At 62.3% G+C, this 22038-nt stretch carries 23 protein-coding genes and 1 pseudogene; 18 read left to right on the forward strand and 6 right to left on the reverse strand.

What is annotated here, in order from left to right:
* The first annotated feature begins 89 nt into the window (after positions 1-89).
* From pdhA to QFZ94_RS39370, 3 genes are read left to right on the forward strand one after another with little or no spacing between them, the layout of a single operon-like run.
* Entirely contained in the window at positions 90-1205 is a 1116-nt protein-coding gene (gene pdhA / locus QFZ94_RS39360) for a pyruvate dehydrogenase (acetyl-transferring) E1 component subunit alpha (RefSeq protein ID WP_429463322.1), read from the forward strand.
* Entirely contained in the window at positions 1198-2178 is a 981-nt protein-coding gene (locus QFZ94_RS39365; protein ID WP_429463324.1) for an alpha-ketoacid dehydrogenase subunit beta, read from the forward strand. The genes pdhA and QFZ94_RS39365 overlap by 8 nt, the downstream gene beginning before the upstream one ends.
* Positions 2179-2182: 4 nt before the next feature.
* On the forward strand, positions 2183-3304 hold the full coding sequence (locus tag QFZ94_RS39370) for a dihydrolipoamide acetyltransferase family protein (RefSeq protein WP_429463326.1): 1122 nt from the start codon (positions 2183-2185) through the stop codon (positions 3302-3304).
* Between the two features lie 282 nt (positions 3305-3586).
* On the opposite strand, the gene QFZ94_RS39375 is transcribed toward QFZ94_RS39370, so the two are convergent.
* Both QFZ94_RS39375 and QFZ94_RS39380 read right to left on the reverse strand, forming a co-directional pair.
* The gene (locus tag QFZ94_RS39375; RefSeq protein WP_368581683.1) at positions 3587-3832 is read right to left on the reverse strand and encodes a hypothetical protein; all 246 of its coding nucleotides are present in this window, start codon (positions 3830-3832) and stop codon (positions 3587-3589) included.
* A gap of 131 nt (positions 3833-3963) precedes the next feature.
* Positions 3964-4101: pseudogene (locus tag QFZ94_RS39380) on the reverse strand (oxidoreductase); the annotation flags it as partial.
* 193 nt (positions 4102-4294) lie between these two features.
* Between QFZ94_RS39380 and QFZ94_RS39385 the strand changes: the two are divergent.
* Complete coding sequence (locus tag QFZ94_RS39385) at positions 4295-4771, forward strand: bacteriohemerythrin (protein WP_410848340.1); 477 nt, start codon at positions 4295-4297, stop codon at positions 4769-4771.
* 153 nt (positions 4772-4924) lie between these two features.
* Here the strand turns inward: QFZ94_RS39385 and QFZ94_RS39390 are convergent, their stop codons facing one another.
* Positions 4925-5644, reverse strand: a complete 720-nt coding sequence (locus tag QFZ94_RS39390; RefSeq protein ID WP_368581414.1) for an IclR family transcriptional regulator — start codon at positions 5642-5644, stop codon at positions 4925-4927.
* Between the two features lie 236 nt (positions 5645-5880).
* On the opposite strand from QFZ94_RS39390, the gene QFZ94_RS39395 reads away from it, so the two are divergent.
* The 8 genes from QFZ94_RS39395 to QFZ94_RS39430 all read left to right on the forward strand — a co-directional run bounded on the left by QFZ94_RS39395 (position 5881) and on the right by QFZ94_RS39430 (position 16226).
* Positions 5881-7164, forward strand: coding sequence for an extracellular solute-binding protein (locus QFZ94_RS39395; protein WP_429463329.1), 1284 nt, complete (start codon positions 5881-5883; stop codon positions 7162-7164).
* A gap of 61 nt (positions 7165-7225) precedes the next feature.
* Entirely contained in the window at positions 7226-8107 is an 882-nt protein-coding gene (locus tag QFZ94_RS39400) for a carbohydrate ABC transporter permease (protein ID WP_410848343.1), read from the forward strand.
* The gene (locus tag QFZ94_RS39405; protein ID WP_410848344.1) at positions 8100-8945 is read left to right on the forward strand and encodes a carbohydrate ABC transporter permease; all 846 of its coding nucleotides are present in this window, start codon (positions 8100-8102) and stop codon (positions 8943-8945) included. The genes QFZ94_RS39400 and QFZ94_RS39405 overlap by 8 nt, the downstream gene beginning before the upstream one ends.
* 4 nt (positions 8946-8949) lie before the next feature.
* On the forward strand, positions 8950-10065 hold the full coding sequence (locus QFZ94_RS39410) for an ABC transporter ATP-binding protein (RefSeq protein ID WP_429463331.1): 1116 nt from the start codon (positions 8950-8952) through the stop codon (positions 10063-10065).
* Positions 10062-11132: a Gfo/Idh/MocA family protein gene (locus QFZ94_RS39415; RefSeq protein WP_429463333.1), complete on the forward strand. Its 1071-nt coding sequence runs from the start codon at positions 10062-10064 to the stop codon at positions 11130-11132. The genes QFZ94_RS39410 and QFZ94_RS39415 overlap by 4 nt, the downstream gene beginning before the upstream one ends.
* A 17-nt stretch (positions 11133-11149) precedes the next feature.
* Positions 11150-13042, forward strand: coding sequence for a thiamine pyrophosphate-dependent enzyme (locus tag QFZ94_RS39420; protein ID WP_429463335.1), 1893 nt, complete (start codon positions 11150-11152; stop codon positions 13040-13042).
* An 11-nt stretch (positions 13043-13053) separates the two neighbouring features.
* Positions 13054-14508, forward strand: coding sequence for an NAD-dependent succinate-semialdehyde dehydrogenase (locus QFZ94_RS39425; protein WP_429463337.1), 1455 nt, complete (start codon positions 13054-13056; stop codon positions 14506-14508).
* Positions 14505-16226, forward strand: a complete 1722-nt coding sequence (locus tag QFZ94_RS39430) for a dihydroxy-acid dehydratase (RefSeq protein WP_429463339.1) — start codon at positions 14505-14507, stop codon at positions 16224-16226. Before QFZ94_RS39425 ends, QFZ94_RS39430 begins: the two co-directional genes overlap by 4 nt.
* Here the strand turns inward: QFZ94_RS39430 and QFZ94_RS39435 are convergent.
* A complete protein-coding gene (locus QFZ94_RS39435; RefSeq protein WP_429463340.1) occupies positions 16219-16599 on the reverse strand; it encodes a hypothetical protein in 381 nt (126 codons plus the stop codon). The two genes, QFZ94_RS39430 and QFZ94_RS39435, sit on opposite strands and share 8 nt — an antisense overlap.
* Before the next feature lie 302 nt (positions 16600-16901).
* Here QFZ94_RS39435 and trpS point away from each other — a divergent pair, with 302 nt between their 5' ends.
* The 3 genes from trpS to QFZ94_RS39450 all read left to right on the forward strand — a co-directional run bounded on the left by trpS (position 16902) and on the right by QFZ94_RS39450 (position 18663).
* Positions 16902-17918, forward strand: coding sequence for a tryptophan--tRNA ligase (gene trpS / locus QFZ94_RS39440; protein WP_429463684.1), 1017 nt, complete (start codon positions 16902-16904; stop codon positions 17916-17918).
* Between the two features lie 356 nt (positions 17919-18274).
* Positions 18275-18538: a hypothetical protein gene (locus QFZ94_RS39445; RefSeq protein WP_429463342.1), complete on the forward strand. Its 264-nt coding sequence runs from the start codon at positions 18275-18277 to the stop codon at positions 18536-18538.
* Positions 18538-18663 (forward strand): hypothetical protein, encoded by a 126-nt coding sequence (locus tag QFZ94_RS39450; RefSeq protein ID WP_260332324.1) that lies wholly within the window; start codon positions 18538-18540, stop codon positions 18661-18663. Before QFZ94_RS39445 ends, QFZ94_RS39450 begins: the two co-directional genes overlap by 1 nt.
* Positions 18664-18730: 67 nt before the next feature.
* Here the strand turns inward: QFZ94_RS39450 and QFZ94_RS39455 are convergent, their stop codons facing one another.
* Together QFZ94_RS39455 and QFZ94_RS39460 are read right to left on the reverse strand one after the other, a co-directional pair.
* Complete coding sequence (locus tag QFZ94_RS39455; protein WP_429463344.1) at positions 18731-19042, reverse strand: high-potential iron-sulfur protein; 312 nt, start codon at positions 19040-19042, stop codon at positions 18731-18733.
* A gap of 228 nt (positions 19043-19270) precedes the next feature.
* Positions 19271-19621, reverse strand: coding sequence for a BON domain-containing protein (locus QFZ94_RS39460; RefSeq protein ID WP_368581426.1), 351 nt, complete (start codon positions 19619-19621; stop codon positions 19271-19273).
* 126 nt (positions 19622-19747) lie between these two features.
* On the opposite strand from QFZ94_RS39460, the gene QFZ94_RS39465 reads away from it, so the two are divergent.
* The 3 genes from QFZ94_RS39465 to QFZ94_RS39475 are packed head-to-tail and all read left to right on the forward strand — an operon-like array spanning position 19748 to position 22025.
* Positions 19748-20305 (forward strand): hypothetical protein, encoded by a 558-nt coding sequence (locus QFZ94_RS39465; RefSeq protein ID WP_429463346.1) that lies wholly within the window; start codon positions 19748-19750, stop codon positions 20303-20305.
* Positions 20191-21111 carry a bifunctional helix-turn-helix transcriptional regulator/GNAT family N-acetyltransferase gene (locus QFZ94_RS39470; protein ID WP_410848355.1) on the forward strand — a complete coding sequence of 307 codons (921 nt, stop codon included), beginning with the start codon at positions 20191-20193 and terminating at the stop codon, positions 21109-21111. The genes QFZ94_RS39465 and QFZ94_RS39470 overlap by 115 nt, the downstream gene beginning before the upstream one ends.
* Positions 21108-22025 (forward strand): DMT family transporter, encoded by a 918-nt coding sequence (locus tag QFZ94_RS39475; protein WP_429463348.1) that lies wholly within the window; start codon positions 21108-21110, stop codon positions 22023-22025. The genes QFZ94_RS39470 and QFZ94_RS39475 overlap by 4 nt, the downstream gene beginning before the upstream one ends.
* Positions 22026-22038 lie beyond the last annotated feature (13 nt).

The following is a 22038-nucleotide window of genomic DNA, read 5'->3' on the forward strand; positions in this document are numbered from 1 at the left end:
AGGGCGCCGGCACTTCCGCGCCTACAGGCACGGGTTGTGCACGTGATCTCCTGCACGCATTCCACATCGGAAGAATAAGGAGGGCGGTCATGACCACGACTGCCAGTTTTCACATCGGGTACACGCGATATCTCGGTCCCGAAGGCGAGCCCGTACAGCCATTGCCGGCCTTTGCGCGGGAACCCGAGGCGCTGATCTCCCTCTATCGCGCGATGGTGCTGACCCGCGCATTCGATACCAAAGCGGTCGCGCTGCAGCGCACTGGCAAGCTCGGCACGTTTGCTTCGTCGGTGGGGCAGGAGGCGATCGGAGTGGGCGTCGCGAGCGCGATGCAGGCCGATGACGTGCTGTTTCCTTCGTATCGCGATCATGCGGCGCAATTGCTGCGCGGCGTCACGATGACGGAAAGCCTCTTGTATTGGGGCGGTGACGAACGCGGCAGCGACTTCAGCGTACCGCGGCTCGACTTTCCAAATTGCGTTCCCATCGGCACACAGGTCTGTCATGCCGCCGGCGCGGCCTACGCGTTCAAGCTGCGCGGCGAACCGCGCGTCGCCGTGACGATTTGCGGCGATGGCAGCACATCGAAGGGCGACTTCTACGAAGCGATGAACATGGCGGGCGTCTGGCAGGCGCCGCTCGTGCTCGTCGTCAACAACAACCAGTGGGCGATTTCGGTGCCGCGCAGCACGCAGAGCGCGGCGCAAACGCTCGCGCAGAAGGCAATCGCGGCGGGCATCGACGGTTTGCAGGTCGACGGCAACGATGTCATCGCCGTGCATCAGGTGATGCATGCGGCGCTCGCGAAAGCGCGCCGAGGCGATGGCCCCACGCTGATCGAAGCGCTCAGCTATCGACTCGGCGATCACACGACGGCCGACGATGCAACGCGTTATCGCGACCCGGATGAGATTCGGAAGCAATGGGAATACGAGCCGCTGCTGCGTTTGCGCAAGTATCTGATGCGGATGAACTTCTGGGACAAAGCGCAGGACGAGCAACTCGGCCGGGCGTGTCACGCGCAGGTCGAGGCAGCCGTCGAGGCGTATCTGGCTGTGCCGCCCCCCGATACCTCGGCAATGTTCGATCACTTGTACGAGACGCTGCCGCATGCCATGCGTGAGCAACTGGAAAACGCGCAGCGATTCGCACCGATAGCGGGCAATGGTCGGCATGGTCAGAACGGAGGCAACGGCCATGGCTGATCTGAACATGATCGATGCGATCAACCTGGCGCTCGCATACGAACTCGAACACGATCCCGCCGTCGTGCTGCTCGGCGAGGACATCGGCGTGAACGGCGGCGTGTTTCGCGCGACGGCCGGCTTGCAGGCACGCTTCGGCGCGCAGCGCGTGCTCGACACGCCGCTCGCCGAGTCAGCGATCGCGGGCACCGCGATCGGCATGGCAGCGATGGGACTGAAGCCCGTCGCCGAGATCCAGTTCAGCGGGTTTCTGTATCCGGCGATCGATCACGTGCTCAATCATGCGTCGCGTCTGCGGCATCGGACTCGCGGACGCCTCACCTGTCCGCTGGTGATCCGCGCGCCGTGCGGCGCAGGCATCCATGCCCCGGAGCATCACTCGGAAAACCCCGAAGCCCTGTTCGCGCACATTCCTGGCTTGCGCGTCGTCACGCCTTCGTCGCCGGCGCGCGCGTACGGGTTGTTGCTGGCCGCGATTCGCGATCCCGACCCGGTGATCTTCTTCGAGCCGACTCGCCTTTATCGGCTGTTCCGGCAGACAGTGGAAGACAACGGCGAAGGGCTGCCGCTCGACACCTGCTTTACGCTGCGCGACGGCTCGAATGTGACGCTGGTGTGCTGGGGCGGCGCCGTGCAGGACGCACAGGGCGCCGCCGATCTGCTCGCGCAGGAAGGCGTGATGGCCGAAGTGATCGACGTCGCGACGCTCAAGCCGATCGACATGAACACGATCCTGGCCTCGGTGGCGAAGACGGGCCGCTGCGTGATCGTGCACGAGGGTTCGCGCACGGGCGGCATCGGCGCGGAGATCGCCGCCAATATCGCCGAGCGCGGGCTTTATTCGCTGCTCGCGCCTGTGCAGCGCGTGACCGGCTATGACGTGGTGGTGCCGCTGTACCGGCTCGAGAATCAATACATGCCGGGTGCCTCGCGCATCGTCGCGGCGGTGCGGCAAGCTATGGAGGCGTCGTAAAGCCATGAAAATCTTCAAACTGCCGGACCTCGGCGAAGGCTTGCAGGAAGCGGAAATCGTCGAATGGCATGTGAAAGATGGCGACGAAGTACGCGCGGATCAACCGTTGCTGTCGGTCGAAACGGCGAAGGCGATCGTCGAGATTCCGTCGCCGCAATCCGGCCGCATCACGAAGCTGTTCGGACGGACCGGCGATATCGTGCACCTGGGCGCGCCGCTCGTCGCGTTCGAGGGCGAGGCCGATGATGCAGACGCGGGCACTGTCGTCGGCCATATGGAAGTTGGCCAGCATGTCGTGCAGGAAGCGCCTGCGTCGCCTGGCACGGGCGGTGGCGTCAGCGCGGCCGGTGGTGTGATCAAGGCGATTCCGGCGGCGCGCGCGCTTGCGCGCAAACTGGATGTCGATCTCTCGATGGTGACGCCGTCCGGCCCGGAAGGCGTGATCACGGCGGCTGACGTGCAGCGCGTCGCGAAGATACTTGGCGAAGTCGGTCCGGCCGAAGTGCTGCGCGGCGTGCGGCGTGCGATGGCGCACAACATGGCGCGCGCGCAAAGCGAAGTGGCCGCCGCGACCGTGATCGACGACGCCGATATTCATGCGTGGCCGCCGCACACCGACGTGACGATCCGCCTGATCCGCGCGCTGGTCGCGGGCTGCCGCGCCGAGCCGCCACTGAACGCATGGTTCGACGGACATACGGGGCGACGCCATGTCCTTGAGAAGATCGATCTCGGCATTGCCGTCGATCTGCCCGATGGGCTTTTCGTGCCGGTGCTGCGCGACGTCGCGCATCGCGATGCGGCGGATCTGCGCGGCGGTCTCGACCGGATGCGCGCCGATATCCGCGCGCGCAAGATTCCGCCGGAAGAAATGCGCGGCAACACGATCACGCTGTCGAACTTCGGAATGATTTCGGGGAAGTACGCGGCGCCCATCGTCGTGCCGCCCACCGTCGCGATCCTCGGCGCGGGGCGCATCCATGAACAGGTGGTCGCGGCAGACGGTGCGCCTGCCGTGCACCGGATCTTGCCGCTCAGTCTGACGTTCGATCATCGCGTCGTGACAGGCGGCGAGGCGGCGCGCTTCCTGGCGGCGACGATCGCGGATCTGCAGAACGCGTGGTAGCGGTTAGCGTGTGCCTGGCGTGATTCGCCAGCATCGTATCGATAAGAGCGCGAGCCTCGCGGTCGATGCACACGAGGGCAACGCTCTCCGACTCGTATGTAACCGGATCGGCGAAATCACCGGTGAGGTGTTGTTTTCGTGTCCTTCTGCGTAACGACCACGTGACGTGATAGGTCAGCGCGATTCCATCGGACAAACGGGCCGTGCGTGGCTCCATGTGTGCTTCGATAACGAATCCGCGATAGCGCCCGACGATGTGACGTTTCATCGATTGATGAACGATCAGGCCGCCAGGCGGCCTATCCCCATTTCCGGACGGCGCAGGCCCGGCGGGAACACGTGCCATGTGCCGTCGGCATGGCGAAAGAAGAAGAGTGAAAACGTCCCGGAGGGCCGATCGATCTGAATGCACACGCGGCATGTTTCGCCCGAGCGGGAGCGGTCGAGCAGACGCACGCACGCCCCGCGGCCCCGTGTCGGGCCAACGAGTTTTTCGACCTCCGAACGCAGTGACCGATTGCCCGCCATGATTTTCCCTTCGATAGACGATGAGTCGATGCTATGGAGATCGGTGCGTGCGTCCAATCGGCGCCGGCGGAATGTCGTCTCAGGAAGCACTGATTTCAGCCGTCAGGATTTCCTGAATCAGAACCAGCACGCGGAAACTCGTTGCGGGGCAAGGAGACGTCCACGGCGTCGCCCTCGGCGGTGTCGTCGATGAAGCTCATCGAACCGCCGCGTCCGTTGCTGTCACGCTTGACCGCGATGACGTAGCGATCGCGCTCCTGCAAGTCGTGTTGAGCGAGGGAGCAATATGCCGTGGCCAGCCGAGTCAGGAATATTCGATCTGCGAGGCGCTGGTGTTCGAGCCAGCTAGTCTCGAAAGACGGAAGGATTTAAGCCACGCTGATGATGGAATGCTGGGAAATTCGCGGCGTTCCATGTTTGACGGCTATCATAGAACTCTTGATAAAGCCGGATTGAACGGACATGACAGCCCCTGTATTGAAAGATGTCGAAGCCCCTGTGCGGGAGAGTGACAACAGCCTTGTGTGGTCAGACGCACGGCTCCTCGGCTTCACGCCGATGGATGACGTGCATAAGGAATTCTATGAAGTCGCGCTACGGCTCGTGACCTGCACCGATGCGAGCGCCCTTGCCGCGATCGAGGAATTCGAGAAGCATGCGGTCAGCCATTTCGAGCAGGAAGACGAATGGATGCGCACCACCAACTTTCCCCCGCGCGACTGCCACATCGAAGAGCACGAAGCCGTGCTGAAGTCAGTCCGCGACGTTAAAGCAGCGGTCGAAGCGGGGCAGGCCGGTTGCGCGCTGGTGCATGACATCGGCATGCATCTGTACAACTGGTTTCCCGGACACGCCGACTACCTGGATTCGGCGCTTGCCGCATGGATGACCAAACAGACGATGGGTGGAAAACCTGTTGTCTTGAGGCGGACGATTTGAAGTTTGCCGTTTCGACCGTCGAAATACACTGGACCTCATAAGTTGTAGCCAGCAGGCTGCTGGCTCAACCCGTGTCGCGTGGCTCGGCTCGCGTCAACGCATCGTCGCTTGCGGGCGTCGCGACTGAAATCGCCGCCGACGATATCCCCCCGTTCAACTACCCGACTCGCGCAGCACGATGTCGCCCAATTCGGCGAGGCGAGCCGCGTCGACGCGCACGCTCGGGCACGAGATGCCCATCGCGGCGATCATCTCGTCGTGCCCGTCGTAGATGGGGCGAGCCACGCAGCGGATGCCATCGGTGAATTCCTCGTCATCGATGGCATAGCCGCGCTGGCGCGTTAGTTCCAACTCCTGCGCGAGAGCCAGCTCCGAGGTCAGGGTGCGCAACGTGTACGCGGCCAATTCGGCGGGCGTTTCGGCGTGGCCGAAGGCCAGGAACGCTTTGCCGAGCGCCGTGCAGTGCAGCGGCGACAGCGCGCCGATCGGATGATCGACCTTGAGCGGCAAGGTCGAGTCGACCTTGTCGATATACCAGACGCGCGAGCCGACCAGCACCGCCAGATGCGTGCATTCCCCGGTGGACGCGGCGAGTCTTTCCAGCGCCGGGCGCCATGCTTCCTTGATCGCGACGACTTCCTCCAGCGTGCGTTGTACCGGCTTGCCCGGCTGACTGCCGTTCGAGGCCAGATAGCGCCGGTTGGAATCCTGCGCCGCATAGCCGGCGGCAACCAGCGTCTTCAGGAGATGGGCGGCCATGGATTTGTCCATCTCGAGTTCGCTCGCGAGTTCCGTTAGCCGGACGGGGCCGTGATGAGTCCGCAGATACGTCAGTGCTTCGAGGCCTCGAGTCAGGGACTGGAGCAGTCGCATGAAATATCCCTCCACACCAATAAAAGTTTTCGTGTGCAAAACATTAAAAGTTTTACATAGGAAAACTCTAGCCGAAAAATCACTCAACGTAGGGAATTACACGGATTTTTTTACGCTAGATGTGAAGTAATGTTGTGCCTATGCAAATTCAGTACTGGTGAATTGGGTCGGTCTGTCGGGTGAGTTCAGTTTTTAATCCAAGTTGTTTTGCATGCGTCAACTTTACGGAGGCAGGCATGTTGGGGAGACACGGAGTAAAGCGTCGCGCGCTTGTGCTGGCTGCACTACTGGCCTCGGCCGCGGGATTCACGACCCCGGCCTTCGCGGATTCGGGCGAAGTGTCGATCAGCGACTATTTCACCGGCGACATGGGGGAGAAGGCGTTCAACGAACAACTCGCCAAATTCACCACGGCGACCGGGATCGCAATCAAGCAAAGCCCGGTGGGACACGAGGATTTCAAGTCGGTGATCCTGGTACGCGCGGCCGGGCATAGCCTGCCCGACGTATTCAGTTTCTGGGCGGGCGCCAAGACGCAATTCATCGCCGATTCGAAGAGCCTGCATCCGATCGACGGCATGTGGAAGTCCGCGGGGCTGGATTCCGTGATCTCCAAACCGATCGCGGCAGCGGCGACGAGCTACAGCGGGCATCGCTATCTGGTGCCGGTCGACTATCACTTCGTCGGGGTTTTCTATAACCCGAAGGTGATGGCCAAGGCGGGCATCACGACGATGCCGACCACGTGGGACGGCTTCCTCGCCATGTGCAAGCAACTCAAGTCGCAAGGCATCACGCCGATTGCGATGGGTTCGAAGAATCGCTGGCCTGCGCAGTTCTGGTTCGACTACATGCTGTTGCGTACCGCGGGGCCGGACTATCGCGCGAAGCTGATGACGGGGCATGCCCGCTACGACGATCCGCAGGTGAGCTCGGTGATGGGCCAATGGAAGTCCATGCTCGATGCGGGCTATTTCAACAATAACGCCAACGCAATCGACTGGACCGATGCCGCCGACAAGGTCGCGAAGGGCGATGCCGCGATGACGCTGATGGGCACGTGGATCACCGGCTACTGGAACAACAACCATCTGGTGGCGGGCAAGGACTATGACGTTGCGGTGTTCCCGCAGATGCAGGCGGGTGTGCCGAACGTCGCGCTGGGCCCGGTGGACGGCCTCGTGATTTCCGCCAACTCGAAGAACGTGGCGGGTAGCGAAAAGCTGCTCGACTACATGGTCAGCAACACCGACGTGCAGTCGGCATGGACGTCGTCCCAGGGCGCGCTGTCGGCCAACGTGAAGGTCGATCAGTCCCACTACAGCCCGGTGATGCAGAAAGCCGCCGCCGCGGTCGAGAAGTCCAACAGCTTCGCCTTCAACTATGACCTCGCCACGCCGCCGCCGGTGTCGGAAGTCGGACTGTCGATGTTCGCGAAGTTCATCGACCAGCCTGGCGATATCAAGGGCCTGCTGAGTCAGACCCAGACGGATGCGCAGGCCGCGTTCAAGAAGCAGTAACACCTCCACGAAGGCGGGTCGCCCGGCGGCGGCCCGCCTTGTTTTCCGGTAGAGACGCGAGATGAGGAAACACGATCGGCTATGGCGCGTGGTATTTCTCGCGCTGCCCCTGGGGTTTTTCGGAATACTGGTGGTGGGCCCCCTGCTGTCGTCGTTCTACTACAGCTTTACAGACTGGAATGGCTTTTCGTCCGACTATGATTTTGTCGGGTTGTCCAATTTCACGCGGATTCGCGACGATCATCTGTTTTCGCATGCGGCGCTCAATACCGCGCTGTGGATCGTTGCCGCTATCGCGTTGCCGACGCTGTTGGGCTTAGGTCTGGCGCTGCTGCTCGATTCGAAGGTGCCCGGTTCCCGGGTGTTCAAGAGCATCTTCTATCTGCCGATCTGTCTGTCGGCCGTGATCGTCGGCCAGATTTGGATCTGGATCTATCAGCCCGACTGGGGGCTGCTCAACCTGTTTCTGTCTCACGCGACAAGAACCCCTCACGACTTTGCGTGGCTCGCTAAACCGAATACGGCGCTGTGGTCCGTGATCGTCGCGTGGTCGTGGCAACAGACCGGGCTGTCGATGGTGATCTATCTCGCCGGGCTCACCGCGATTCCCGAAGACTTGCAGGAGGTATGCCATATCGAAGGCGCGAGCCGCTGGCAGCGCATCCGCCTCGTGATTCTGCCGTTGTTGACGCCGTCCACCGTGGTCGCGGTGGCGCTGTCGGTGATCAACTCACTGAAGGGTTTCGACATTCTCTACATCATGACCGGCGGTGGACCGTTCAACAGTTCCGATACGCTGGCCATGCACATGTACAACGAGAGCTTCAAGAAATATCACATGGGCTATGGCAGTGCGATTTCCGTGGTGCTGTTCCTGATCGCCGTGTCGGTGATCGGCCTGTATTTCCGTCAGTTGCGCAAGGTGGACCGCATCTATGGATGAGCGTCTGTATGCCCGCTTCAATCCGGCGAGAGCGGCCACTTTCACGATTCTCGTGGTGCTGGCGGTGCTGTTCCTGTTACCCACTGTCGGCGTCTTGCTGTCGTCGGTGAAGGAGCAGCGCGACATTGCGCTGGGCGATCTCTGGAGCTTGCCGGTCAGGCTGTACCTCGGCAATTTCATCGAAGTGCTGTCGAAGCCCGCGGTACACCAGTATTTCGTGAACACGCTGACCGTCACCGTGCCCGCCACGATCGTCTCGACCGCGCTCGGCGTGCTCGCCGGTTACGTATTCGCGAAGTTGCCTTTTCGCGGCTCGAATGGCCTGTTCCTGGTGCTGGTGTCCGGCATGTTCTTTCCGCCGCAGGTGATTCTGATTCCGCTGTTCCGGCTCTTCAATTTTTTCGGCCTGATCGACACACTGTGGCCGGTCTTCCTCGTGCATACGGCGCTGGGTATTCCGATCTGCTCGCTGCTGATGCGCAACTTCTTCGCAACGGTGCCGAGCACGCTGCGTGAAGCCGCGATCATGGAAGGCGCATCGGAGCCGCGCGTGCTGCTGTCGGTGGTGCTACCGCTCAGTTTGCCGGCGCTCGCGGTGCTGGCGACGCTGCAGTTCACGTGGATCTGGAATGACTTTCTGTGGCCGCTGGTGTTCACGCAATCCGACGACAAACGCACCATCATGCTCGGCATCGTGAATCTGAATGGCCAGTATTCCGTCGCCTGGGGCGTGCAGGGCGCGTTGTCGATTCTGGCGAGCTTGCCGACGCTGCTGGTGTTTCTGTTCTTCCAGCGCTACTTCATCAAGGGCATGACCATGGGCGCGGTAAAAGGGTGATCGAATGGCGCAATTGAGTCTGCAGGGCATACGCAAATCGTTCGCTGGCCATGAGGTCATCCATGGCGTCGATCTGAACATCGCCGACGGCGAGTTCGTGGTGTTCGTCGGCCCGTCGGGCTGCGGCAAATCGACGATGCTGAGAATGATCGCCGGCCTCGAAGACGTGTCGGGCGGGACGATCCATATCGATGGCCGGGATGTGACGCAGGTGCATCCGTCGAAGCGTGAAATAGCGATGGTGTTCCAGTCCTACGCGTTGTTTCCGCACATGACGGTGGCTGAAAACATCGGCTTCGGATTGCGGCTCGCGGGCGTCGACAAGCGCGAGATCAGGCGGCAGGTGGGCGAGGTCGGCAAGACGCTGCAGCTCGATCATCTGCTGGAACGCACGCCGAGAGAATTGTCGGGCGGGCAGCGGCAGCGCGTGGCGATCGGGCGCGCCATCATTCGCCATCCGAAGATCTTTCTGTTCGACGAACCGCTCTCGAATCTCGATGCCGCGTTGCGGGTGCAGATGCGCCTCGAGATCGCGCGACTGCATGCCGGGTTGCGGGCGACGATGGTGTACGTCACGCACGACCAGGTCGAGGCGATGACGCTGGCGGACCGGATCGTCGTGTTCAACGGCGGCAAGATCGAGCAGGTCGGCACGCCGATGGAGCTCTATGAACGGCCCGCGAATCTGTTCGTCGCGCGCTTTATCGGCGCGCCTGCGATGAACGTGCTACCGGCGTCGGCCTGGCCGTATCTAATGAGCCGGGATGATGCCGGTCCGCGCAGCGCGCCGGATGGTGTGGACTGTATCGGTATCCGGCCCGAGCACATCACACTTTGCGCGCGCGGGCAGGCGAGCGTTGGCGGGCGCATCGAACTCGTCGAGCAGCTTGGCGCGGAGACACTGTATTACCTCGGCATCGGCAATGGCCTGCCGACGCTCACGGTGCGCTCGCCGCTCGCGCACGCGGTGCGCCGCGGAGACGAAGTCGGACTGAATGTGGAAAGCTCAAAGCTGCATCGCTTCGACCCGGACGGAATCGCGATCGGGAATCACGCCACGCGAAGCGATGAACGCAAACCATCGCCAACAGAGACTATTCAAATAGAGGAAGAAAAATGACGGGATCTCGTTTTCGCGTGGGGATCATCGGTGCGGGTCGCATCTCCGATCTGCACGCCATCGAATACCTGCAAAATCCGCTGGCACGCATCGTCGGCGTCTGTGACCGGGATGTGGCGCAGGCGCGCAGCAAGCTCGCTGCTTGGGGCATTCCCGACGTCGCGGTCGAGGAGGACGTGGATCGCTTCCTCGCGCGTGAGGACATCGATCTGGTCGAGATTCTGTTGCCGCATCATCTGCATCTGCCGGTGGCGCTGAAAGCGATGGCGGCGGGCAAGATCGTCTCGCTGCAAAAGCCGATGTGCGTCGATCTCGCCGAGGCGGACCAACTCGTGGCGGCCGCCGAGGCCTATGACCGGCCTTTCAAGGTCTTCGAGAATTTCATCTTCTATCCGCCGGTGCTGAAGGCGCGCGAGCTGATCGATCAGGGCGCGATCGGCACGCCGCTGTCGATCCGCATCAAGTCGAACCCGGCGCGCAGCGCGACGGCGTGGGAAGTGCCACCGTCCGCATCGGCATGGCGCAGTGAGAAGTCTCACGCGGGCGGCGGGCCGCTCGTTTTCGACGACGGACATCACAAGTTCGCGCTCGCCTGGCATTTCATGGGTGATCCGGAAGAGGTGCATGCGTTTATCGGCGATACCGAAGGTCCGGGCGGCATGCGTTTCGATGCACAGTCGATCATCTCGTTCCGGTTTCCCGGCAATCGTGTCGGCAATCTGGAGATCGTCTATTCGCCGGACATGGAACTCGTGACGCGCCACTATGCGCAGGACGATCGCGTCGAGATCACCGGCACGTCGGGTGTGCTCTTCATCAACGGCGGCCATGGACGGCTCGGGGCGACGCCGCCCGTGACCCTGTACCGCGACGGCCAGCTCACGACCTACGACGTGCCGAGCGGGTGGGAGCAGAGCTTCGTGCTGTCGACCCGGCATTTCCTGAATGCGCTGCAAACGGGTGGGGCGCCGGTGCTAACGGCGAGGGAGGCCCGCGAGGTGCTGCGTTTCTCGTCGGCGGCCGAGCAGTCGGCTCGTGAAGGCAAGGCGATTCGCCTGGCATTTTGATCCCGCGAGGCACAACCATGTCTGATCTCGTTACTCCGTCGAAGCAGCTTCCGGTCACGACAGAAAGCCGCGCCGCCTGGTTGCGCGAGGCGGGCGGGCTGAGCGAGGCGTTGGCGGACGGCCTGCTTTCCGATGTCGTCGAACTGCCTTTGGCCGAAGCGCTCGTGCTGGGTTTGATGAAGCAGGGCGTGACCAAGTATCTGGCGATCTTCGGACACGGCAATACCGCGATTGCCGAGATTCTGCGTATCTACGAGGCGCACGGTCTCGTGAAATGCTGGCAGTTCCGCAACGAAGTGGAAATGGCGCACGCGGCCACCGCGCTTTCCTGGGTCTACGGCGAAGTCGCCGCGGTGCTCACGTCGATCGGGCCCGGCGCGTTGCAAGCGCTCGCCGGCTCGCTGGCCGCTGCGTCGAACGGGGTCGGCGTCTACCATCTGTATGGCGACGAGACGACGCACGGCGAGGGCTACAACATGCAGCAGATTCCTCGCCCCGGGCAGGGACTGTTTGGGTCCCTGACAGAACGGATGGGGGCGTCCTATACGTTGCATACGCCCGCTGCATTGCGCGACGCGTTGCGCAATGGCAGTGCGGCCGTGTTTCATCCGTGGCGGCCCGCGCCGTTCTATCTGAATCTGCCGCTGAACACGCAACTGGCGCGGGTGTCGCTGAGACTCGATGCGCTTGCGGCCCGACCCGTTTGGCCGCGTTTGCCGATACCGGACGAGGCGTCCCTGGCCGTGGCTGCGAAGCTGATCGCGGGCGCGGACCGGGTGGCCATCAAGGTCGGCGCCGGTGCGCGTCATGCTGCGGCGGCGGTGCGGCGGCTGGCCGAAGCCAGCGGTGCGGTCGCGGTCCTGAGCCCCGGAACGGTTGGTGTGCTGCCCGACGCCCATCCGCATAACCTGCACGTGGCGGGCTCGAAAGGGTCGATCAGCGGCAACTGGGCCATGCAGGAGGCCGAGCTGCTGATCGTGATCGGCAGCCGCGCGGTGTGCCAGTCGGACTGCTCGGGCATCGGCTGGCCCAAGGTTCGTCATGTGGTCAATATCAACGCCGATCCGACCGACGTCCAGCACTACAACGAAAGCACCGCGTTGCTGGGAGATGCGGCGGCCATCTGCGAGCGGCTGGCGGTGGCGCTGGCCGGTTCTTTGACGCCGGCGAAATCGGCGTGGCTCAAAGAGGCCGCGCGCAAGAAAGCCGAGTGGCTGGCCTTGCGCGACGCGCGCGCCGGCGGCCCTCGATGTTTCGATGCGGTCTGGCGGCGCGAGGTGCTGACGCAACCGCAGGCCATCGCCATCGCCGAGCGTTTTTGCCGCGAGATCGGTGCGCTGAAGTTTTTCGATGCCGGCGACGTGCAGGCTAATGGCTTCCAGGTGATCCGCGACGACTTGCCCGGCGAAACGTATACCGAGTCCGGTGCGTCGTATATGGGTTTCGCCGTTTCCGCGCTGCTGTCTCAGGCGATCGCGGGGAAAGGATGCTATGGCGTCGCGTTCACCGGCGACGGCTCGTTCATGATGAATCCGCAGATCCTGATCGACGGTATCGAGCATGGCGTGCACGGCACCATCCTGCTGCTCGACAACCGCCGCATGGCGGCGATCAGCAGCTTGCAGGAAGCGCAGTTCGATACCGATTACCGCACCAACGATTCGGTCGCCGTCGATTATGTGGCGATGGCGGGAGCCGTGGCGGGCGTGATGGCATTGTCGGCGGGTGATACGGAGCGAGGTCTGCGCGATGCGCTCGCGCAGGCGCACGCTCACCCGGGCCTGAGTCTGATTCACGTGCCGGTCTATTACGGTGCGGACCCCGCGGGCGGGATGGGTGCGTATGGCCAGTGGAACGTCGGCCCATGGTCCGACGGCGTGCAGGACGCTTATACGAAGACGCGAATCTGAAAGGGGCGAGCATGTACGAATCTGGTGGCCTGCTAATCGATGGCGCGTGGCGCGGTGCGTCCGACGGCGCATGTATCGAAGTCAGAAGTCCGGCGACCGGCGAGCTGGTTGGCAGCGTGCCGGCAGCGACCGAAGCCGACGAAGCGGCTGCGCTTGCGGCAGCCGGGCGCGGGTTCGCGCTGTGGTCGAAGACGTCGGCGTGGGAGCGGGCCGCGGTGCTGCGCCGTGCAGCGGACCTACTGAGAGCCCGGATTGACACGTACGCGTTCCTGATGAGCGGCGAGACCGGCAAACCATTGCTCGAGGCGCGTGGCGAAATCAATGCGAGCGCGGATCAGTTCGAGTGGTATGCGGAAGAGGCCAAGCGCATCTACGGACACACTATTGCCGGGCGCCATGTCGACGAGCGGCTTGCCGTCGGGTATCAGCCAGTGGGTCCGTGCCTCGCGCTGTCGGCATGGAATTTCCCGATGTTGCTGCCGGCGCGCAAGATCGCCGCGGCGCTGGCGGCCGGCTGTAGCGTGATCGCGCGTCCGGCTTCGGAAGCGCCGGGGAGTTGCATGGCGCTCGGGCAGGTTCTGCTCGATGCGGGCTTGCCGGCCGCGGTGCTTGGCATCCTGACCGGTCACGCCAAACCGATGGTGGCCCGGCTGGTTCAATCCGCGGTGATCCGCAAGGTGTCGCTGACGGGGTCGGTGCCGGTCGGCAAGGAGATCTTGCGGCTCGCCGCCGATCACGTGAAGAAGGTTACGATGGAGTTGGGCGGACATGCACCCGTGATCGTCCATGCCGACGCGGACCCTGTGGAAAGCGCGAAAAAGCTCGCAACGACCAAGTTCCGCAATTGTGGTCAGGTGTGCATCTCGCCGTCGCGTTTCTATGTGCACCGCTCGATTCTGACGCCGTTTGCCGAGACGTTTGCGGCCGTTGCGAGGGAACTCAGGATAGGGGATGGGCGTGACCCCGAAACCACCCTTGGTCCGATGATTCGCGCCCGCGCGGTAGAGAGCGCACTGTCGCTGATCGAGGATGCCCGCGGCCGTGGTGCGCGAGTATTGGCTGGCGGGCAACGGCCGCCATATCTCGAACGAGGACATTTCATCGAGCCGACCGTGCTGGTTGACGTTCCCGACGACGCGAGGATCATGTGCGAGGAGCCGTTTGCACCCGTTGCGCCGATTGCGGCTTTCCACGACCTCGCGGACGTGATCGCGCGCGCCAATGCAACGGAATTTGGTCTGGCGGCCTACGTCTTCACGCACAACTCGGCACTGGCCGCGATGACCGCGGAAGCGCTCGAGGCAGGCATGGTCGGCATCAATGAGACGCTGTTGGCGACGGCCGAGGCGCCCTTCGGTGGTATCAAGGAATCGGGCTTTGGCCGCGAGGGCGGCAGCCTTGGCATACTGGACTACCTGACGCCCAAATACATCCGTCATCGCCTGATCGTAAGGAATGGGACATGAACCAAAAACCGCGTGGCCTGAACAATGGCCTGACGAACTACGGTGATCACGACTTCGCGCGCTATCTGCGCCGGTCGTTTGCCAAATCGATGGGCTACACCGGCGAATCGCTCGACAAGCCGATCGTCGGGATCTGCACGTCGGAGAGTGGTTTCAACAACTGCCATCGCCACTTCCCCGAAATGATCAAGGCGGTCGAACGCGGCGTGCTCGCGGCGGGCGCGTTGCCGGTGGTGTTTCCGGTGATTTCGCTTGGCGAGGTATTCCTTTCGCCGACTTCGCTGGTCTATCGCAATCTGATGGCGATGGCCGTCGAGGAAATGATCCGCGCCCAGCCGATGGATGCGGTGGTAATGCTCGGCGGATGCGACAAAACCGTACCGGCAATGTTGATGGGCGCGATCTCCGCAGGGCGGCCCGCGGCCATGGTGGTGGCCGGTCCGATGATGACCGGACGGCATCGCGGCGAGCGGCTTGGCGCCTGCACGGACTGCCGCCGCTTCTGGTCGAATTTCCGCGCGGGGAAAGTCCCGGAGCAGGAGATCAGGCAGGTGGAGGGGCGTTTGGCCGTCACCTCGGGAACGTGTGCGGTCATGGGTACGGCGTCGACCATGGCGCTGATTGCGGAAACGCTGGGCATGATGCTGCCCGGGTCGGCGGCGATTCCGGCCGTGCATGCGGATCGACTGCGCAATTGCGAGGAGACCGGAGCGCTGGTTGCGCGCATGGCCCTCGATGGCGGACCGAAACCGGCCGAGATCGTGACGCCCGCATCGGTGCGCAACGCGTTGCGTGTGCTGCTGGCGGTCTCCGGTTCGACCAACGCCGTGATTCATCTGGCGGCGATCGCCGGTCGTATCGGACTGAAGATCGATTACGACGAGTTCAACCGGCTGTCGGATGAAACGCCGGTACTCGTGGATCTCAAGCCGGTAGGCAACGGCTACATGGAGGATTTTCATGCTGCAGGCGGGCTGGAGGGTGTTCTGCGCGGCTTGATGCCCCAACTCGATCTGACCTGTCGCGACATCGCCGGGCAGAGCCTCGATGAGCGTTTGAACAAGCCGCTTGCCGATCCGATCGATACGGCCGTGATCCGCTCGACCGAGCAACCGATCAGTGCCGAGGGCGGCCTGATCGTTCTGAACGGTAGTCTTGCCCCCGGCGGCGCGGTGCTGAAGCGCGCCGCCGCGACTCCCGAACTGCTGGAACACGAAGGGCGCGCGGTGGTATTTACCTCGCTCGAAGATCTGGCCGCGCGCATCGACGCCCCTGATCTGGACGTTCGCGCGGACGACATCCTCGTATTGCAGAACGCGGGGCCGCGCAGTGCTTCAGGCATGCCCGAAGCCGGATATCTGCCGATTCCGCAGAAACTTGCACGGGCGGGGGTGAAGGACATGGTGCGGATTTCCGATGCGCGCATGTCGGGCACTGCATACGGGACGATCGTGCTTCACGTGACGCCAGAGGCGGCGCTCGGCGGCCCGCTGGCGCTAGTGCGCAACGGCGACCGGATCCGGCTGTCGGCGCGCGACAAGCGGATCGATCTACTGGTTGACGAGACCGAGCTGGCGCATCGTGCCAGTGAGTTTCGTCCGGCGGAAGGAATGTATGCGCGCGGTTACCAGCGGCTTTATCACGATCACGTGCTATCCGCCGCGGCAGGATGCGACTTTGATTTCCTCACGGCATTTCCTGCCGACGAGCTCAAGTAGGGTCATCCGCCCCAGCGGTGTCGTCGAACATGCGCTCGTCGAATTCGATCGGGAAGGGGGCGTTCCGGCTCAGCGTTCCGGCGTCGGACGCGTTCCGGTACTCGGCAAGACGGGCCGAAACAATGTTTCGAATGTGATTGCCGACTATCGCGGTTTGCTTGGGCCCCAGTGTTTCGAGGCGACCCAGCAGGTCACCGGGGAAGCGAAGCGAAATGTAGGGGGTATCGGGCCCGGCCGGGTTGCGCACTAGCAGCACGTTCAACCGACCGTCCGCCGCAGCCTCTTCGCTGTAGATAGCGTCATCGTGGAAGGCGCGCGATACCGCCTGGGCGACGCGCTCCAGAACACTGCGAGTGATCTGATAGATGGGCATATTCGTCTCCTGATCGGACGCCCGACAATCGTATCACTTTCCCTTTTTCGCGCCTGCACGTAGCGCGTCACTCTCGTACGCGTCGCCGACATCGGGCAAATTTGTTTGAGGCTGCGTTATACTCGATGCCATGGATACGAAACCGACCTCGCTGAAACTGCACCGTTGGTGGCACGCCTGAATCCGGCGGCCCGTTTCCACACACACACGCATATTTGCAAACATGATGCCGCCAGTCCTGGCGGCATTTTCGTTTCTGCGCGCTCGTGGCTGGTGGCATCCAAACCAGGAGCCTCCTGTCCATGACACACACCAACCGCCCCACGATCTTGACCGGTGACCGCACCACCGGCCCGCTTCACCTCGGCCACTATATCGGCTCGCTGCTTGCGCGCGTTCAACTTCAGCATGAGGCGCAGCAGTTCCTGCTTCTTGCTGACACGCAGGCGTTAACCGACAACGTGGGCCGGCATCAGAAGGTTACCCAGAACGTCATCGAAGTAGCGCTCGACTATCTTGCGGTGGGCATCGACCCAGCGAAGTCGACCATCTTCATCCAGTCCCAGGTACCAGAACTGGCCGAGCTGTTTCAGTATCTGCTGAACGTCGTGACGGTCGCGCGCCTCGAGCGAAACCCGACCATCAAGGAGGAGATTCGCCTGCGCGGTTTCGAGCGCGACATCCCGGCGGGCTTCCTCACGTATCCGGTCAGTCAGGCGGCTGATATCACCGCGTTCAAGGCAACCCACGTACCCGTGGGCGATGACCAGCTACCGATGATCGAGCAGACCAACGAATTGGTGCGGCGCTTTAACAGCACCGTCGACCGACCCGTGCTGGTCGAATGCGAGGCGGTGCTGTCACAGGTCACGCGATTACCCGGTATCGATGGCAAAGCCAAGATGAGCAAGTCCCTCGGGAACGCCATCGCACTAGGCGCCACGCCGGACGAAATCACCAAGGCAGTCAACAACATGTACACCGACCAGAACCACTTGCGAGTCAGCGATCCTGGTCAGGTGGAAGGCAATGTCGTGTTCGCGTTTCTCGATGCATTCGAGCCGGACGTGCAGAAAGTCGACGAACTGAAATCCCACTATCGGCGGGGTGGACTTGGCGATAGCGTGATCAAGCGCGTGCTGAACGAGCGGCTCCAGTCACTCATTGAACCGATTCGCACACGCCGTCGCGAGTTGGAGGAAGACCCGGCCGAGGTGCTTGCGATCCTGCGTCGCGGGACGATGCGCGCGCGGGAGGTGGCGGGAGAAACTTTGTCAGAGGTCAAAAGCGCGTTGGGCTTGACGTACTTTCAGCGCTGAACAGAGGGGATCGGCCGTGGCGCGCTCGCCCGCTTCATATGTTCAAGGTAAAAGGCAGCGACGACAAATACGTGGTGTTCGTGCGGCGAGGCCGGGCTTGGACATCCCGAACATTGCGCGATGATCCTCCATCTGTGCTTCGAGGGTGCCCAGATCGCGGCGCAAGGTTTAGGCGCGGATCGTGTCGCTACGCAGTTGGAGAATTTAGTCGACGCGATGCAGGACACGCGACGCGCGGCACGTTCCAGGCGTGACGTAAAAGGTGGTCGACATAGTAAAGCCCCTGGTACGAAACGATCCGTCTGACGAAGGCGCGAGCGATCAATTTTCGACGACGGCAGGAATCAGCAATCGCGGTGGCGGATTTCGCAATTGCCGCGTCGGGACACAACCGGCAGCATGAGTCACATCATGCATCGCTCTCCGTTGCCGGGGTCGCTTCAATGCTGCATCGCGACAACGGTTCGCCATTTTTTTCATTGGCGGTTTTTGGCTCTGGGTCGATTCAGGTCTTCGAAGAATCGGTTGCTGCCGCAGAAGGCGATGATGAGCTCAACAAATCATGGAAATGTTGCGCCTCAGGAGCCTCAAGGGCATTTTCCGACCTATGGAGATCGTGATGCAAACGCTGTCACACTGGATCGTTGTTCTTACCAATGCGTACATGGAATACACGACGTGCAACTGGAACGCCACGCACGTCTACCGGCGCACGGTTGGATATGACCAGGTGATATGGTGCTGAACGGAAGGCGGGCTTGTTGTTGCTTGCGGTGCGTGACGGTTCTCGTTCAACACTCGCAGTTTGTAAATTACGCCTTTTTCACGTAGGCGTTACACCATCCTTTTGCTTCGACCAGCTTGCCCCCATAGGTCGGGCACGGCCCATTCGTGGAACCGGGTTTGCCCTGATACAGTTGGCAATTGGCGCAAGTCTGCCCTGTCTGGTACCGAGGGAATTTCGACTTGTCGACCTTCGACGCGTCCATCTTGTATCCGAGCGCCTGCGCGGTCGGATCGTTTTCGGCGAGCACGGGCGCGTCCGCGTTTGACTTCGTCGAGAGAACGGTCGTTGAGGCAACGGATGCGGCAAGTATCATGAAATGACGGCGAGAGAGCGACACGATCGAAACTCCTTTCGAGACACAATCAGACGGCCGCAAAGTGACACTGAACCGGTCAATCGCGAACCGCCTCGTCATAACACATGAGCAATCAGCATACCTTTCGATTGTTGAACACCGGTTTCGCAGCCGGCCTGCCGGTCGACATATCACTTTGAGATATATTCAAAGTGGTACGTGCGCGATCCCGCGTGACTCTCGAGTTATCCGTCCACCGGCGAACGCATGTCATTGCGACTTCAGGTGCAGATCGTTGCTCACGGATTGCACCCCCGGCACGCTGTGGGTCACCGCAAGGGCTTCCAGAATCTGAGCCTGTGAATCCACGTCTCCCGACAACTGCACGACGCCTCGGTACGTTGCCACGCTGATCGGCAACGAACGTAGCGTGGAGTCCGCGGCAAGCGCCTGCTTCACGCGGCCGGCGAGCGTGGCGTCGTCAGTGGCGACTGCCGTCGGCGCGGTCGCGGACGGTCTCGCTGTGGTCGTCGACTTACAGCCGCTCGTGAACACGAACGCGGGCAGAGCGAACATCGCGACGATCAGTAACCGGCCTTGGATGTAGGGCGTGTTTCGCATTGAAGTCGATTTCCTGAACAAGCTCTGAATGAAACATTCGTACATTCACTTCATCTGGACGAAGCGGTCCGGCTTGTCGAGTATACGGCGTCACACTGATTTTCTACCGATGGTGCTTCGTGTCCCGTGACGGCCGCCGACCTCACGGAGCCGTGGTGGATCAACATGGGAGCGATGGTCATTACGACGTTGGCCGGCAGCCGTCTCATTCTGGCAGGGCATAACCTGGCGGGTTGGCCCCGCGACGACTACCTGGTGCTGAGGGTCCTGACCAGTGCGTGCTGGTTCATGGCGACATTCTGGATTCCTCTGCTCGCCGCGCTTTTCATCGAAAAGCACGTGATCGTCGGCGAGCCAATTCGCTATACGGCGGCTGAATGGTCGGGCGTCTTCCCACTCGGCATGTACGCCGCCGCGACCTGCCTGTACGCCGAGGCCACCCGGTTTCACTTTCTCAGTTTCGTGGCTCGCGTTACCGTCGAAAGCATCGTTCACCCAGTTGCTCGGTCGTTGACATATTTGCCTGAGGCATATAATAATTTGCCTGAGGCAAATATAAAGGTGCAATCATGTCCGATGTCACCGTCGACCAGCGTGCGCAAACCGTTCGCAGCTTCAACCGTTTCTATACGCGCCAGATCGGCGTGCTGCACGAGCATCTGCTCGAAAGCGAGTTTTCGCTGACCGAGGTCCGCATCCTGTATGAGCTCGCGCACCGCACGGACCTCACGACGTCGGACCTGTGCCGCGAACTGGGCCTCAATGCTGGCTATCTGAGCCGCGTGATCTCGGGCTTCGAAAAGAAAGGCCTCGTCGTCAAATCGCGCTCGGCGGCGGATGCGCGCGTTGCGCATCTGGAACTGACGGAGCAGGGCCGCGCGACCTTTGCGCCGCTCGATCAAGCATCGCAGCGCGAGGTCATCGCGATGCTCGAGCGGCTGCCGCAAACCGCCCAGCAGCAACTGGTCGACGCGATGGAACAGATCCGCACGCTGCTGAGCGATCCGGAGCCGGGCTTCATTCTGCGCGAGCCGCAACCGGGCGACATGGGCTGGATCGTGCATCGGCAAGCCGTGCTGTACGCGCGGGAGTTCGGCTGGAACGCAGAGTACGAGGCGCTGGTCGCTGAAATCGTCGCGAAGTTCGTCCGCGAATTCGATCCGAAGCGCGAACGCTGCTGGATCGCCGAGAAAGACGGCAAGCCGGTCGGCTCGGTGTTCGTGGTACGGCAGGACGACACGACCGCGAAGCTGCGGCTGCTTGCCGTCGAAGCAAGCGCGCGTGGCCTCGGCATCGGCCAGCGTCTGGTCGACGAGTGCATCCGCTTCGCGCGCTACGCCGGTTACCGGAAACTCGTACTGTGGACCAACAGTGTCCTCACCGACGCTCGCCGCATTTATGAAAGGGCGGGTTTCACGCTGGTAGAGGAGGAGCCGCATCACAGCTTCGGCAAGGACCTGATCGGTCAGAACTGGGCGCTCGATCTGTGAAGGTGGATGGCAAGGCGTCGTCGGCCGCTGCGATCACAGGTGTGCTGGTCGGTGTCGCAATGGTGTCGACGCGCGCGGTGTCGAGCGATGCATCGCCGCCAACGCTCGCTTTTCTTCGGTACCTGATCGGCACGCTGGTACTCGCCATCCCGGTGCTGTGCGGCCCGCGGCCGCGCTTCGCGCTGAAAGACGCGGTCGCGATCGCCGTGCTTGGCGTTTTTCAGTTCGCGCTGCTGATCGTGCTGATCAATGATGCGTTGCAAACATTGTCCGCCGCTAGCTGCGCGCTCGTGTTCTCGACCATGCCGCTTTTTACGATGATTTTCGCAATCGTGATCGGCCGCGAGGTCTTTCGCTGGACCAAGCTCGCCGGCCTGGCGCTTGCGGTTTGCGGCATCGCGTTGCTGTTGGCTGCGTCCGCTTCACCTACCGGCGCGCATCCGAGCACGGCCCCCGCATTCGCTGCTTTGTTCGGCGCGACGTTGATCGGCGCGGTGTGCAGCATCATGTACCGGCCGTATGTGCAACGCTATCCGGCGCTGCCCACCAGCACATTGGCGATGACCGCCGCGGTCGTCTTTCTCGCGGTATGGTGCGCTTTGGCCTCGCAGCCGCTCGTGCCCGGCTTGAGCGCAACGCAATGGGCGAACGTCGGCGTCATTGGCTTATCGAGCGGCATCGGATATTTTTGTCTGCTGTGGGCGCTCGCGCGTATCGATGCGAGCCGCGTCGTCGCGTTTCAGGCGCTCGGGCCGGTCACGGCTGCGGCCATCGAACTGTTCATCGCGCGGCGGCCGCCGTCGATGCCGTTACTCGTTTCGATAGCGATCGTCGTCATGGGTCTCAAGCTGGCGGTGAGCGAGGCACCGCCTTGGCTGAGACGATCCGGCATGCGGCGTGCAGCGCGGCGTTAATAGCGGTCATCGC

Source organism: Paraburkholderia sp. JPY465, assembly GCF_050436725.1.
GTDB lineage: Bacteria > Pseudomonadota > Gammaproteobacteria > Burkholderiales > Burkholderiaceae > Paraburkholderia > Paraburkholderia youngii.

Excerpts from the sequence above, each read along its gene's own strand:
- QFZ94_RS39395 (WP_429463329.1), top strand. The coding sequence starts at position 5,881 with ATGTTGGGGAGACACGGAGTAAAGCGTCGCGCGCTTGTGCTGGCTGCA.
- QFZ94_RS39450 (WP_260332324.1), top strand. The coding sequence starts at position 18,538 with ATGCAAACGCTGTCACACTGGATCGTTGTTCTTACCAATGCGTACATG.
- QFZ94_RS39470 (WP_410848355.1), top strand. The coding sequence starts at position 20,191 with ATGTCCGATGTCACCGTCGACCAGCGTGCGCAAACCGTTCGCAGCTTC.
- trpS (WP_429463684.1), top strand. The coding sequence starts at position 16,902 with ATGACACACACCAACCGCCCCACGATCTTGACCGGTGACCGCACCACC.
- QFZ94_RS39405 (WP_410848344.1), top strand. The coding sequence starts at position 8,100 with ATGGATGAGCGTCTGTATGCCCGCTTCAATCCGGCGAGAGCGGCCACT.
- QFZ94_RS39365 (WP_429463324.1), top strand. The coding sequence starts at position 1,198 with ATGGCTGATCTGAACATGATCGATGCGATCAACCTGGCGCTCGCATAC.
- QFZ94_RS39370 (WP_429463326.1), top strand. The coding sequence starts at position 2,183 with ATGAAAATCTTCAAACTGCCGGACCTCGGCGAAGGCTTGCAGGAAGCG.
- QFZ94_RS39435 (WP_429463340.1), bottom strand. The coding sequence starts at position 16,599 with ATGCCCATCTATCAGATCACTCGCAGTGTTCTGGAGCGCGTCGCCCAG.
- QFZ94_RS39400 (WP_410848343.1), top strand. The coding sequence starts at position 7,226 with ATGAGGAAACACGATCGGCTATGGCGCGTGGTATTTCTCGCGCTGCCC.
- pdhA (WP_429463322.1), top strand. The coding sequence starts at position 90 with ATGACCACGACTGCCAGTTTTCACATCGGGTACACGCGATATCTCGGT.
- QFZ94_RS39385 (WP_410848340.1), top strand. The coding sequence starts at position 4,295 with ATGACAGCCCCTGTATTGAAAGATGTCGAAGCCCCTGTGCGGGAGAGT.
- QFZ94_RS39425 (WP_429463337.1), top strand. The coding sequence starts at position 13,054 with ATGTACGAATCTGGTGGCCTGCTAATCGATGGCGCGTGGCGCGGTGCG.
- QFZ94_RS39390 (WP_368581414.1), bottom strand. The coding sequence starts at position 5,644 with ATGCGACTGCTCCAGTCCCTGACTCGAGGCCTCGAAGCACTGACGTAT.
- QFZ94_RS39460 (WP_368581426.1), bottom strand. The coding sequence starts at position 19,621 with ATGCGAAACACGCCCTACATCCAAGGCCGGTTACTGATCGTCGCGATG.
- QFZ94_RS39375 (WP_368581683.1), bottom strand. The coding sequence starts at position 3,832 with ATGGCGGGCAATCGGTCACTGCGTTCGGAGGTCGAAAAACTCGTTGGC.
- QFZ94_RS39430 (WP_429463339.1), top strand. The coding sequence starts at position 14,505 with ATGAACCAAAAACCGCGTGGCCTGAACAATGGCCTGACGAACTACGGT.
- QFZ94_RS39420 (WP_429463335.1), top strand. The coding sequence starts at position 11,150 with ATGTCTGATCTCGTTACTCCGTCGAAGCAGCTTCCGGTCACGACAGAA.
- QFZ94_RS39415 (WP_429463333.1), top strand. The coding sequence starts at position 10,062 with ATGACGGGATCTCGTTTTCGCGTGGGGATCATCGGTGCGGGTCGCATC.
- QFZ94_RS39410 (WP_429463331.1), top strand. The coding sequence starts at position 8,950 with ATGGCGCAATTGAGTCTGCAGGGCATACGCAAATCGTTCGCTGGCCAT.